Below are 12,769 nucleotides of genomic sequence, written 5' to 3' on the forward strand. Positions count from 1 at the left end.
ATCATGTTGATCGTCGGAGCAGGACGCTCCGCGACGTCGGTTCGCATGGAGGTATGAACCCAAATCCGGACCTTGGCAACGGTTGCCAAGGGTTTCGTCAAAAATTTCTTGCAGTTTTACTGCAAAATATTTCCCCTCTGCCGATCACTGCAGAGCGCCCTGATCATCGGATAGACCGAGAAGCGGCCGGTCTCGGCCTTCCCGGTCAAATTCCGCAGATATCCACCGGGAGAGCGGATATCGGTGCCGCGCTGGAGGATGGCGGCAACGGTGACTGCGGCCCCGAGCTCGCCCATCGCGCGGCGGGCTTTCCCCCATGCTTCCGGCGAGATCCCCAGCATGCCGCGGACGAAGTCGGCAGTGTGGGCGACATCGTTCCAACTGCGGATGGTGTCGCGGTTATAAGCCGACAGATCGGGGCAGGCCTGCAGGAACTGCTTGAGTGAAAGCTGCATTTCTTTCGTCTCACTTAAGGCATGCCGTTGATCTGGCACGATTTTGGCTGTCGATTTTTCCGGAGCGATCGATTCAGATTTATATTCTATATTTGAATCTTGAATATGCCGCTCAAAATCGGATTCATTGGCGCTCATTTCTTGTTCGCTGAGGCTTTCGAGATAGGTCTTTTCCACGCTGTTGCGCAGCAGAAGCAGGGCATCGCGGCGCAGATGGAGGCCGTCCATGTCCGCAGCGCGTGAGATCCGGCCGGAAAGGGCAGCGAGCTGTTCGGCGAAATCCGTCCAGGGCCCGGAACGCTGCTCCATGTGGGCGGCCTGGATGGTTTTGGCGATGTCGCGCAGGTGCAGCGTGATTTCCATGCGCAGGGCCTGCACGGCCTTGGCACGGGCACGGGCGATTTCCGCATGGGCGTGGATTTCACCCGCAAGCAGTGCCAGGGGTGCGAGGTCGAAGCCGAAGGCGCTTTCGACAGCACCATTGTCGTCACGGCGGCAGAAGCGTTTGCCGTTGGCGCTGTCGCGACGCATGATCAGGCCGGCCTCGACCAGCAGAGCCAGATGCCGGCGCAAGGTTGCCGGGGACATGCCGCGGGCGCGCAACGACAGTTCGGTGTTCGAGGGAAAGACGATGATCGGGTTGCGGCCGTCGAGCACACGTTCGCCGTGGAAGCTCGTCAAAGCTTCCAGCACGCAAAGCGTCCTGTCGGATAGGCCGTAGGCGTCCCGTGCCTCGGTCAGGGCCCGCAGCAGCTGCCATTTGTCGGCACTGCCGGTCTCGTCATTACCCTCGCCCTTTTTCAAAACCTGCTGCCGCCGGGCGATAGCGGCCTGCAGGCTAAATATGTCCGCACGCATGCGTGCGCCGCCAAAAGGCGTCGTCGCTAATCTTTCCATGCCAAAGGGTCCTCTTCGAAAGAGGCAAGAGGCACCCGCGACGGACATTTCAGGGCATAACGAATCATCCCGTCAGCAAAAGATGCCGGCGGCGCTTGACTTTGATTGCTGGAAGTGATTCTCTTGAATTGCTACATAGAAGAGGGCTTCCGAAATGGCGACGTTTTGGGGGCCTTTTTTCTTGCTCTCGATATTCCTTTCTCAAGCTCAATTCGGTTTTAACGCGGTTTACCAGGGCTTACGTCATGGTAACACGAAACAATGTGCCGGGGATCAGCGACCCCACGCCGTGTGAATCAGGCGTTCGATCTCGCTGTTGACGGCATGCAGTGATTCCATCGCGCGGTCGTAGGTCGCGCGGGTGAAATTTTCTCGTCCAACCTCGTACAGCGTCTGCTTCGTCAGTCCGGCGTCGGAAATTGCCGTCGATTTCAACATGCTGGCGGTCAGAACACGCTCGCCGAACAGCGAGCGCATGAAACCGACGATTTGCGCCTGCGGCCCGTCATTGGGCTCGAAACGCGTGACGAGGTAACGCAGGAAGTCGAAATTCAGCTGCCCGCCGGCCTCGCGCACGACGTTCAGCAGATCCGAGGTCATGAACAGGAACTGGTTCATCGAGGCGACGTCGAGCATCTGCGGATGTACGGTGACGACGACGGAAGTTGAGGCGCAGAGCGCCGACAGCGTCAGATAACCAAGCTGCGGCGGGCAATCGAGCACGACGACGTCGTAATCGTCGGCGACGCTCTGCAGGGCGGCGGAAATCCGCGCGAAAAACAGCGGCCCGGCATCCTTGCCGTTATGGCGCTGGCTGAGCGCCTGCGGCGTCGAATGTTCGAATTCCTGGAGTTCCAGGTTTCCCGGCACCAGGTCGAGGCCGTCGACATAGGTCTTGCGGATCAGATCCTTCAGCGGCCGTGCCGAACCGTCGTAGCGGATCGCGCCGTAGATCGTGTCGTTGCCGTCGAGATCCAGTTCCGGCTGGTAGCCGAACAGGGCCGACAACGACGCCTGCGGATCGAGATCGACCGCCAGCACGCGGTGACCGGTCAGCGCAAGATGCTGGGCGAGATGCACCGACGAGGTGGTCTTGCCGGAGCCGCCCTTAAAATTGGTGACCGAGATCACCTGGATATGTTCGCCGCGTGCTGCATTGCGCCAGGGAAGATAGGTGCGCGCCTTGGCGGCGTTGCCCTTGGCGATAGCCTGGTCGGCGAGGTAGCGGCGCAACGCGTTGATATCGGCCAGCGAATAGAAGCGCCGGCCGGCAACGCCGATGCTCGGCTGCGGCCCGTCGCCGGCAAGCGAAAGCTGCCGCAGGTAGCCATCGGAAACACCGATGAGCTTGGCCGCCTCGCCGGAGGTAAAGCTGCGCAGCGATTTCTGCGATGTCGGCGGAAACAGCCGCTCGCGCATGGCCTTGAGCTGTTCGGACAGTGCGCGTGCATCGGCGGCTATCGCCTCGTCGGCGGGCAGGCGCATGTCGCCTTCCGCGTCCCGGCTTGCAAGCTGTCTCGATACCGATGCCATATGCATGCTTCTCCGTTATCCACCGCCGGTGTCGTCAAACTGCAGCCTTCTCATGAAAGCTGAGTTTGCCTTGTCGTGCGATTCCATCACTCGTGTAAATACGCTGGACAGTTACTCTAACAGACGATCGGTCCGGTTACGCCGGAATGAAGAATCTGCGTCTTTTTCCGTTAGAGCGTGGTGAAATTGTCGAGTCGCGTCAAGGGCGTCGATCAAGTCTTTATTTTTCAATGACTTACAACATTACACCAAGAATAAAAAAGATGAATTCCATCAAAAGGCGATGGAATCAATCCGTCGAAAAAGGCCGGCCGGAATGTCAGCCGCGCCTCACATTTTCAGTCGCTGGCTGCGATCCTTCAGGCCGGGCGTTGCCAGGAATTCGTCTGCGCCCTCGACAAAATCGTGGAAAAAGTCGTCATCGGGATATTTGCGCGCCATGCGGGCGGCATAGTTGCGCATGTCCTGCAGCGGATAGACATCGGGCTCCGGCCGGCGGGTGAGAAGCAGGCGCACGCCGTGGCGGGACGGCCAGTTGGTGCAGACTTCCTCGAGGAGATAACGCAGCTGCTCGGCGGATTTGGAGAGCGCCTTCTGGATGAACTGCAGCAGCGTCTTGCGATCGAGACCGAGCGACAGCAGGCGATGCATGTCGACGGTGGAAAACCATTCCGCCGAGCGTTCCGCCGGCACCGACGACATTCTCAGGTAGACAGTGGAAATGCTCTCGACGAGATCGTTTTCGCTGAAGACGCAGGGTTCGCGCGATTTGCCCTTCGTCATCAGGCCGAGCTGTTCGGCAAAGACTTCGAGGACGATCAGCACGGCGAAAGGATTGACGCCTTCCTTGAGGGTCAGGCCGGTCAACACTTCCACCGGATGTTCGCACCGGGCAAACAGCCTGTGCAGTTCGCGGAAGGCGCTTTGATGCGTCATGCCGAAACCGGTCGAAACGGTGGTGTCGTCGAGTTCGAGCAGCGCATTGAGCAGGCCGACGGGTTCGGGGCCGCCTGGCAGCAGCCGGTCCAGCCCGTCGAGGAAGGACAGGAGCAGCGGCTTGCCGTCCGAGCGGCGGCGGGAAAGCAGCGTCTGCACGTAATTGCGTGCCTTCGGCAGGTCACTGCCGATCTGGCGAACGTAGCCCCATTCCTCCTGGGCGATGACATCGGTGTTCGGGAAGGATTGCAGGTAACATTCCCACCCCTCCCAGCTGTAGAGCGGATAGCGGGTATCCAGCTCGTGCAGCCGGTCCTTCGGGTCGGGTGCCGCGCCCCCCAGCGCCTGGGCGACGTTTTCGAACGTATGCGCCAGGGTATCGGCGACCGCGTCGCGGTTGATCTTGCTCGCCTGGGCGATGCCCGCTTCGATGAAGGCGCGGTCCTCGGCATTGACATCGGCGGTCGACATGCCGATCCGCGGGTGGAAATAGATGGCGTGGCGCATGATCCAGTCGAACACGTCACGCTCCTTCAGGCGCAGCATTTCCAAGCGCATCAGGTCGGTGGTGCGGATCGAGCGCCCGGTGGCGGCATCGGCGAAGACGAGCGCGTTGCGCAGGCGGCCGACGTCGCGGGGCGTGGTAAGCAGCACCCGGCGGCGCTTGAACGTCTGCATCAGGTCCTGACGCTCATTGGCATCCAGCGGCGTGCCAAAAATATCGCCGGCATGTGCCAGCAGGGCTTCGAGCAGCCGTTCGCCGGGCACGCGCGGCAGGTCGAGGTCGACCTGCACGATCTTTTCGAGAAATTTCGGCAGGCCGTTTTCGTCACCGTCCTCGCCGAGTGCCTTTTCCAGCACCGAACGGTCGTAACCGATGAGATAGGTGATGTTCGGCAACTGCCCGATCGCCTTCATCATCGACAGGAGCGACCGCACCTCGTCCGGGCGCAGGCGATCGATATCCTCGATGACCACGAGGATGCGGCAGTTCTTGAGCTTGTCCAGTTGCGCTGCGAGCTGGTCGCGCGCTTCCTGCAATGTCTCGGGGATCGGCGTCGCCGTCACCTTGCGGAACAGGCCCTTGAGGAAACCGGTGCGCTTGGCGCCCTCCTGCTTGTCGGCCAGCGGCCCGCCGCCGCTGGCCTCGGCATAAAGCGCCAGCAGCCGGCCCATGCCGGAGGAGGATTGCCGGGTCAGATCCATGAAATCCGCCAGCCGGCTGGCGGTTGCGCGGATATAGAGGCGGATCTCGTCGTCGAGAACCTCGTCCAGCCGGTCGCCGAGGACACGGAAGAAATCCGACACCAGCGTATCGTGGCCCGACGCAAGCCAGGGATTGTAACGCACGATCACCGTCTGTCCGCCGGCCGCCCCGCCCCATTCCCGCTCCAGCGCCGTGAGGTGTCGGGCATGGTCATCGGGGTGGACCCGGCCGATCAGCGTGTCCATCGCCTGGATTTCGTCTCGTTCGGAGGCGGCGTAGCGGTCAAGGCCTGCCTTTTCCATCGCCATCAGCCAGGCGACGGCCATGTTCAGCACGCTGGTCTTGCCGCCGCCCCAGACGCCGTTCAGGCCGACGACCATGTTTTCCCGGGCCTGCGCCGTCCGCAACACCCGCGCCAGGCGCTGCGAAAACGGCGAAAGCGAGAACAGGTCCTGCTCCGGCGAAAAGATCGGGGTATCGGGCAATTGCTGCATTGCAGTGACTCCTTGCGTGCGCGAATTGAATGGCAACACGGCGCCCGACGCAATCTGCAAGGTGTCGGTTTCCAGCACTTTCAACCGAAAAATCACGCGTTCGGAACATGCTCCTAGGTGCAGGTAACGGCGCATGGCGGTGCGCAGCAAACGTGACGAATGTCACACGACATGCTGCAGCCGCAATGGCATCGAAACTTCGCCATAAAACCGGCCGCACAATATCCCGCATCGATATTGCTTCACGGGAGACCGCCACATGCCGCTCACACGCAATCTTTTGACTGTTGCCCTGCTGGGCGGCTCGCTGTTTTCGCTGCCTTTCCCGGCTTTCGCCGCCAATGGCGCCCCGCGCATCGAAGTGGCCTTCGTGCTCGATACGACGGGATCGATGGCCGGGCTGATCGACGGCGCCAAACGCAAGATCTGGAGCATCGCCAACACGATCGTCGATATCAATCCCGATGCCGATATCCGCATGGCGCTGATCGGCTACCGCGACCGCGGCGACGACTATGTCGTGGAGACGCATGACATGAGCCCGGATCTGCAGGGTCTTTACGGCAAGCTGATCCGTTTCGAGGCTGATGGCGGCGGCGACACGCCCGAATCGGTCAACGAGGCGCTCGATACCGCCGTGCGCAAGCTCGGCTGGGACAAGGCGGAGGCGACCCGCCGCATCATCTTCCTGGTCGGCGATGCGCCGCCGCACATGGATTACGACAATGCGCCCTTATATCCCGAGGTTTTGAAGACGGCGGCGGAGCGCGATATCACCGTCAATGCCGTCCAGGCCGGCGACGATCCGGATACCCGCGCCATCTGGCGGGAAATCGCCCAGATGGGGCATGGCGAATACATTCCCATTCCGCAGGACGGCGGTGAAATCGTCGTCATCGAGACACCCTACGACGACGAGATCATCCACCTGCAGCGCGAGATCGACGGCACCGTGATGCCGTATGGCGATGCGGAAAAGCAGGAGGAAGTGCGCAGCAAGATGGAGGCCAAGGCTGCCGCCCCCTCCTCGGTCGTCGTCGAGAACTCCGAATTCTATTCCAAGCGGATGATTTCGCGTGAAGTCATCACCGGCGGCGGCGATCTCGTCGCCGATATCAAGAACGGCGCAAAACGCCTCGAAGAGGTGGCCGACGACGCGCTTCCCGAGCCGATGCAGTCGAAGACCTCCGGTGAACGCGAAGTCTATCTCAAGCAGAAGATCGAGGAGCGCGACCATCTGGAAAAACGCATGGCGGATCTGGTGAAGAAGCGGGATGATTTTACCGCCGAAAAGCGCAAGACCGAGGACAAGAAGGACAGTTTTGATTCCGTCGTCGCCGAAACCCTGCGCAGCCAGCTTCGCTGAGGGTTTTCAAGGCGTTGGGCACTGACGTAAGGAGTTGCTCCTCGCCCTCTCATCCGACCCTTCGGGCCGCCGTCTCCCCGCGGGGGAGAAGGGGAAAAGGCTACGTCGCGGCAGGGGGATGAAGAGCCGCCGCGCTGCCTCAGATCGCAAACGCCTTCAAGCGCCCCGTCAGCCGGCCGATCGTCTCCGAGGTGGCATTGGCGAAGGCAAAGCGCAGGTAGGCGTCCTGCGTCGGGCCGAAATAGACGCCGGGCAGGCAGACGACACCGGCCTGTTTGGCAAGCTTTTCAGCCACCAGCGCGGAAGGCACGCCGTCGAAAGGATGGCGGATGAAGGCGAGATAGGCGCCGATCGCATCCATCTTCCAGGCCGGCAGTTCGGCCATCACGCCCTTCAGGGCGGCGGCGCGGTGCATGATTTCGTTGCGGTTGCCGTCGCGCCATTCCTTCAGGGCGGGCAAGGCCCTGGCGGCGGCGGCCTGCGCCGAGCGCGGCGCGCAGATCTGCAGGTTGTCCATCACCTTGGCGACCTGCTCGACCACCTCCGGACCTGCCGTCACGGCGCCGAGGCGATGGCCGGGGATGCAGAAGGATTTCGAAAAGCTGTAGAGCGAAATCAGCGTGTCCTGCCAGTCGGCAACGGCAAATAGCCCATGCGGCTGCTCTTCTTCGGCCGGAAGGAAATCGCGGTAGGTCTCGTCGAGGATCAGCCAGGCACCGTTTGCGCGGCAAAGATCGAAAATCTGCCGCAGCAGGCCGGCCGGATAGATCGCCCCGGTCGGGTTGTTGGGCGTCACCAGCACCAGCGCCTTGACGCCGCCGGCAAGGACCGAGCGAACGGCATCGATGCCCGGCAGGAAGCCGCCGGCATGATCGCATTCGATCGTCACCGGCCGGATGCCCAGCATGGCCATCGTCGTTTCCTGGTTGAAATAGAAGGGGTTGGTCAGCGCCACGCTGTCGCCGTGGCCGGCAACGGCCATCAGCACGCTGATGAAGGCCTGGTTGGCGCCGGATGTGATGTGGATGTTGCCTGCTTCCAGCGGGGCGCCGTAGAGCGCGGTTTCATGCGCGGCATAGGCCTGGCGCAGCTCATCCTCGCCTTCGATGGCGCCGTAACCGGTAAAGCGCCGCGATCCGGCCGCCTCGGAAAGCCAGGCCAGCATATCAGGGTGCGGCGGATAGCCGGGCACCGCCTGGCTGAGATCGATGAGCGGCCCCCTGTCTCCCCCGTATTCCCTGCCCCAGGCCAGCACGGAGGGAACCGGCGGGGCGGACAGGGAGCGGATCAGCGGATTGAGGGTCGGCAGGGGCATGGCGGTTCCTAAAAATACGATGGAATAAAAGACGTCTCGGCAGGGCGGCGCGGCCCGGATAGCGGCGTGGTTTCGGCAGCGATGTCGTCATACCATTTTCCTGTCGTCAGGAACCATGCGGCGGCGGGTTTTCCACCACCTCGGCCTTTCCGGCCCGGCTGCGGACGATATGGCGGGCAAATCCCTGCGGTTCGGCCAGGCGTTCGCTTTCAAGGCTGGCAAACAGCCAGTCGATGAACACCTGGGCGATCGGTGTCGCCTTGGCGGCCGGGCGGCAGGCGACATAATAGGCATCCTTGGCCGGAACGGAGAGATCGAACGGGATGATGAGGTCGCCGCGGCCGACCAGCGTGCTGGCGGTGATCGCATCGCCGAGCGCCACCCCCTGCCCGTTGAGCGCGGCCTCGGTCGACAGCCGTGCGTCGCTTATGAAATGCTGTTGCGCCCGCGGCAGGTCGAGCGCATCGGCGGCGGCCAGCCATGTCTGCCACTCGCCGCCGTCATCGCCGTGCAGCAGCACATGGTCGCGCAGATCGCGGACGGACCGAAGCGGCCGGCTGCTGAGAAGCGTCGGACTGACCACCGGAAACAGCTCGAAACTGCTCCACAGCCGCACCCAGGCCTCCGGCCAGCGGCCGTTGCCATAGAGCAGGCAGAGGTCGATGTCGGGCGCATGCAGCAAGGCCGGGTCGTTCGAGGCGATCAGGGTGAGGCTGATATCGGGAAAGCGGCTGGTGAACTGGCTGAGGCGCGGCAGCAGCCAGAAGGACAGAAGGGCCGGAACGCAGGCGACCTTGAAGGCGCCGCTGGTCTGCGGCTTGGCAAGCAGCGCCGTCGCCGCGGCGATATCCTCGAACGCCTTGGTTACGGCGGGAAAAAGCAGTGCGCCCTCCGGCGTCAGGCGCAACCGCTTGCCGCCGCGTTCGAAAAGCCTGACGGCGAGCGTATCTTCCAGGGTCTTGATCTGGTGGCTGACGGCGCCGTGCGTGACATTCAGTTCGCGCGCGGCGGCGGAGACGGAACCACGTCTGGCGGCGGCATCGAAGGCGCGAAGCGGATTGAGCGGCGGCAGGCGAACTGACATCGGATCGAGACTATCCGTGAATTTTTCTCACAGGAAACGCTACAACAATATCAATTGCCTTTCCAGATCAGTTGCGCCCTAATGTCTGCAATTCCATCGGGAACGCCGCGTCGTTCGACGAGAAGCGGTCCCCAAACAAAGAGGTGAACGACAATGACATGGGACAACAGCAAGCTCGACGCGCTGCGCGCGAAATATTCCGACGGCCAGGCCGGCGAAATCTTCGATCCCGCCTTCGCCAAGGTTGCCGACAAGATCTTTTCCAACGGCACGCGCGTGGCGCCTTATGCCGGGGTGCCGACATTCCTGAGCGCGCCCTACCAGCCGATGGATGCCGCCAATCCGGATTTCGGCGACCTGCAGGTGGCCATCACCGGCGTGCCGATGGATCTCGGCGTCACCAACCGTCCGGGTTCGCGTTTCGGGCCGCGGGCGCTGCGCGCCATCGATCGTATCGGCCCCTATAACCACGTGCTGAAATGCGCCCCGGCCTTCGAGATCAAGGTTGCCGATATCGGCGACGTGCCGTTCGCCAGCCGCTACCGGCTGGAAATGAGCCATGACGATATCGAGCGCCGCATCGGCCAGATCGTCGAGGCCGGTGTCTTGCCGCTCTCCGTCGGCGGCGATCACTCCATCACCCATCCGATCCTCAAGGCGGTCGGCAAGAAAGCGCCGGTGGGCATGATCCACATCGACGCGCATTGCGACACCAGCGGCCTGTTCGACCAGACGAAATTCCACCACGGCGGTCCCTTCCGCAACGCGGTGCTCGACGGCGTGCTCGATCCGACGCGCACCATCCAGATCGGCATTCGCGGCCCGGCGGAATATCTCTGGGAGTTCTCCTACGAGGCCGGCATGACGGTGGTGCATGCGGAGGAAGTGACCGGCCTCGGCATCCCGGCGATCATCGAAAAGGCGCGCGCCATCGTCGGCGATGGCCCGACCTACGTTTCGTTCGATATCGACAGCCTCGACCCGAGCTTTGCGCCCGGCACCGGCACGCCCGAGGTGGGCGGCCTGACCACCCGCGAGGTGCTGGAATTGCTGCGCGGCCTGAAGGGCCTCAACATCGTCGGCGGCGACGTCGTCGAGGTGGCGCCGCAATATGACGCGACCTTCAACACGGCCCAGGCGGGCGCGCAGGTGCTGTTCGAAATTTTGAGCCTGATGGTCTTCAGCCCTGCTCTGCGCCGCTAGGCGTGGCCAAATCGATGCCGTGAGCAACTGCCGGTGCCCCGCCGGCGGTTTTTTGTTGTTTGCCGGCTCAGGGTTTCGCGCTGCACCAACACGATCTTGTGAATCCTGCCTTCGGCGTCAGCCATTGCCGCCGCCGTCTCGGCTTCCTATTTCCACCCTGTTGCCGATCTTGGGAAGGAGTCTGTCGATCGGGAGCGCTTCGGAAAAAATCAACTTTTCACGTTGCCGCCTCCTTTTCGTCATCAAATGGAAAAAAATTCTATCTAAGGTGTTTTTTGCCATTGAACGGGAATCGGGATTGAGGTAGATAGTTCGAGTTGATCGAATTGTCTTTCGATCCGGGGTCAAACCGAGCGCAACACCAACTGGGGAGAGTGACATGTTCAAAAAACATCCAATTACGTCCATCCTTGGACAGTCGGCGCTTGTGGTGAAATGCTCGCACCCCACCTCCCGTTCGTCCTGTCGAATGTCGTTCTGAGTCCACTTCCGGATTTTTCACACGTCAATTCGCCTAGTCTGCGCCGTCGCGCGGAGGGAGTACGCATATGCAAAAGCAAGTCATTGAATTCGCAGGGGTTCCTGTAGGAATTGTCATCCCGGACGACGATCGTCTGAAGTTTATCGCCGTGAAATTCCACGTCCATGACCTGGATGAGCAGCATTTCGATTCACCGGCAGCGGTGAAACGCGCCATCGCCGATCTGCTGGCCAGCAAGAACGAAGCTGTTCCCTACGCCTGAGGTGCAGGGTAAATCGTGCTGCGGTTGTGCCGGAGCAGGGGTATTTCGGTCCTTGTTTTCTCAGTCGGAGAGAAAAAGATGACCGTCAGGTGAAAGTTCAGGATTAGAATATTTTTTCAGGGCGATGGAACTTTTTCCATCGCCCTTTTCATTGTCATTCGATGCCGTTGACGGCGAGCAGATGGCTCATCCGGCGGATCGCCAGGTCCGGCCTGTCGAGCACGTTTGCCTGGTCGGCAAGGCGGAAGATATCGGCATAATGATGGATGCCGCGGGCCGACTGCATGCCGGCCGGCATGGTGAAATGATTTTGGTGGCCGTTCAGCCAGGCGAGGAAGACGACGCCCGCCTTGTAATATTGCGTCGGGGCCTCGAAAATCTTGCGCGACAGCGGCACGGTCGGCTCGATAACGGCGCGGAAGGTCGCCGTGTCGCCGCTGGCGAGGGCAGCGAGTGCCTTGGAAGCCTGCGGTGCGACGGCGTCGAAAATGCCGAGCAGCGCATGGCTATGCCGCTCGCCGTCGCCTTCGATCAGTTCGGCATAATTGAAATCGTCGCCGGTGAAGCACAGGACGCCATCCGGCAGGCGTTTGCGCAGTTCGATCTCCCTGGCATTGTCGAGCAGCGAAATCTTGATGCCTTCCACCTTCGACCGGTTGTCGGCGATGATCGACAGCACCGTTTCCAGCGCCGCCTCGAATGTGTCGCCGCCCCAATATCCGGCCAACTGCGGATCGAACATGTCGCCCAGCCAGTGCAGCACCACCTTGTCCTTCGTCTGGCCGAGGATCCGGCCATAGACGGCAGCATAGTCGTCGCTGGAGCGGGCCACCCGCGCCAGCGCCCGGCTGGCCATCATGATGGTGCGTCCGCCGTGCTTTTCGACGAAGGAGACCTGGGTTTCGTAAGCGCGGATCACGTCGTCCAGCGTCCTGGTCTCGGCCGGCGACAGGTGGTCAGTGCCGGCGCCGCAGGCGAGATAGGCACCCTCGACGGTTTTTGCTTCCGTCAGCGACTGCCGGATCAGTTCCTGAGCGCCGGTCCAGTCGAGGCCCATGCCGCGCTGCGCCGTGTCCATCGCTTCGGCGATCCGGAAGCCGAGCGACCAGAGATGATGGCGAAAACCCATCGTCGCTTTCCAGTCGATCGCCGGGCGGTTCCACGGATCGCGTTCATGGCCCGGATCGGACACGACATGGGCAGCCGCATAAGCGATGCGATTGAACGTCGGCACGGCCGCCGGACGCCCGGTCGGCGTGCCGGTCAGGCTGTAGGTCTCGACCGTCCCATCCGCCTTCGGGAGCTTTACACTTGTCATCGATTGGGTTCCTCCGCGATTTTGGAGGGTGATAATTTAGATCGTTCCAAATTGCAAGGGCGAGTTGGTGATGTGGGGGCGGCGCCCGGGAAGGGCTCTCCGATACGCCGTGCCGAGCATGCCTATAATCCGCAGAGGCGTTCACCGTTGCCTGCCTCCCTCTCCTCTTTCGTCATCCTCGGGCTTGACCCGAGGATCTGCGGTTCTGTCATTATTTT

General features: G+C 61.9%; 9 protein-coding genes. 3 read left to right on the forward strand and 6 right to left on the reverse strand.

Annotated elements, in window-relative coordinates; all coding sequences use genetic code 11:
* Window positions 1–116: 116 nt before the first annotated feature.
* From repC to DEM27_RS13550, 3 genes are all read right to left on the reverse strand, one after another.
* Window positions 117–1,400: a plasmid replication protein RepC gene (gene repC, locus DEM27_RS13540; RefSeq protein WP_337250474.1), complete on the reverse strand. Its 1,284-nt coding sequence runs from the start codon at window positions 1,398–1,400 to the stop codon at window positions 117–119.
* Between the two features lie 225 nt (window positions 1,401–1,625).
* Window positions 1,626–2,885 carry a plasmid partitioning protein RepA gene (repA, locus tag DEM27_RS13545; RefSeq protein WP_109458775.1) on the reverse strand — a complete coding sequence of 420 codons (1,260 nt, stop codon included), beginning with the start codon at window positions 2,883–2,885 and terminating at the stop codon, window positions 1,626–1,628.
* A gap of 330 nt (window positions 2,886–3,215) precedes the next feature.
* Window positions 3,216–5,522 carry a KAP family P-loop NTPase fold protein gene (locus tag DEM27_RS13550; RefSeq protein WP_165823423.1) on the reverse strand — a complete coding sequence of 769 codons (2,307 nt, stop codon included), beginning with the start codon at window positions 5,520–5,522 and terminating at the stop codon, window positions 3,216–3,218.
* Between the two features lie 259 nt (window positions 5,523–5,781).
* On the opposite strand from DEM27_RS13550, the gene DEM27_RS13555 reads away from it, so the two are divergent.
* Window positions 5,782–6,888: a vWA domain-containing protein gene (locus DEM27_RS13555; RefSeq protein WP_109458777.1), complete on the forward strand. Its 1,107-nt coding sequence runs from the start codon at window positions 5,782–5,784 to the stop codon at window positions 6,886–6,888.
* A gap of 139 nt (window positions 6,889–7,027) precedes the next feature.
* Here DEM27_RS13555 and DEM27_RS13560 read toward each other — a convergent pair whose 3' ends face one another.
* Both DEM27_RS13560 and DEM27_RS13565 read right to left on the reverse strand, forming a co-directional pair.
* Entirely contained in the window at window positions 7,028–8,197 is a 1,170-nt protein-coding gene (locus tag DEM27_RS13560) for an aminotransferase (RefSeq protein ID WP_109458964.1), read from the reverse strand.
* A 112-nt stretch (window positions 8,198–8,309) separates the two neighbouring features.
* A complete protein-coding gene (locus DEM27_RS13565; protein ID WP_109458778.1) occupies window positions 8,310–9,287 on the reverse strand; it encodes a LysR substrate-binding domain-containing protein in 978 nt (325 codons plus the stop codon).
* A gap of 153 nt (window positions 9,288–9,440) precedes the next feature.
* Between DEM27_RS13565 and speB the strand changes: the two genes are divergently transcribed.
* Together speB and DEM27_RS13575 are read left to right on the forward strand one after the other, a co-directional pair.
* Window positions 9,441–10,490, forward strand: a complete 1,050-nt coding sequence (gene speB, locus DEM27_RS13570; RefSeq protein WP_109458779.1) for an agmatinase — start codon at window positions 9,441–9,443, stop codon at window positions 10,488–10,490.
* A 548-nt stretch (window positions 10,491–11,038) separates the two neighbouring features.
* Complete coding sequence (locus DEM27_RS13575) at window positions 11,039–11,233, forward strand: hypothetical protein (protein ID WP_109458780.1); 195 nt, start codon at window positions 11,039–11,041, stop codon at window positions 11,231–11,233.
* Window positions 11,234–11,387: 154 nt separating this feature from the next.
* On the opposite strand, the gene DEM27_RS13580 is transcribed toward DEM27_RS13575, so the two are convergent.
* Window positions 11,388–12,551 (reverse strand): dihydrodipicolinate synthase family protein, encoded by a 1,164-nt coding sequence (locus DEM27_RS13580; protein WP_109458781.1) that lies wholly within the window; start codon window positions 12,549–12,551, stop codon window positions 11,388–11,390.
* Window positions 12,552–12,769: the final 218 nt, after the last annotated feature.

This window comes from Rhizobium album (genome assembly GCF_003122325.1).
In the GTDB taxonomy this organism is placed as follows: Bacteria; Pseudomonadota; Alphaproteobacteria; order Rhizobiales; family Rhizobiaceae; genus Metarhizobium; species Metarhizobium album.

What these genes read in the sequence shown, in the direction of transcription:
- DEM27_RS13550 (WP_165823423.1), bottom strand. Translation starts at nt 5,522, where the DNA reads ATGCAGCAATTGCCCGATACCCCGATCTTTTCGCCGGAGCAGGACCTG.
- DEM27_RS13555 (WP_109458777.1), top strand. Translation starts at nt 5,782, where the DNA reads ATGCCGCTCACACGCAATCTTTTGACTGTTGCCCTGCTGGGCGGCTCG.
- repC (WP_337250474.1), bottom strand. Translation starts at nt 1,400, where the DNA reads ATGTCCGTCGCGGGTGCCTCTTGCCTCTTTCGAAGAGGACCCTTTGGC.
- DEM27_RS13580 (WP_109458781.1), bottom strand. Translation starts at nt 12,551, where the DNA reads ATGACAAGTGTAAAGCTCCCGAAGGCGGATGGGACGGTCGAGACCTAC.
- DEM27_RS13565 (WP_109458778.1), bottom strand. Translation starts at nt 9,287, where the DNA reads ATGTCAGTTCGCCTGCCGCCGCTCAATCCGCTTCGCGCCTTCGATGCC.
- DEM27_RS13575 (WP_109458780.1), top strand. Translation starts at nt 11,039, where the DNA reads ATGCAAAAGCAAGTCATTGAATTCGCAGGGGTTCCTGTAGGAATTGTC.
- repA (WP_109458775.1), bottom strand. Translation starts at nt 2,885, where the DNA reads ATGGCATCGGTATCGAGACAGCTTGCAAGCCGGGACGCGGAAGGCGAC.
- speB (WP_109458779.1), top strand. Translation starts at nt 9,441, where the DNA reads ATGACATGGGACAACAGCAAGCTCGACGCGCTGCGCGCGAAATATTCC.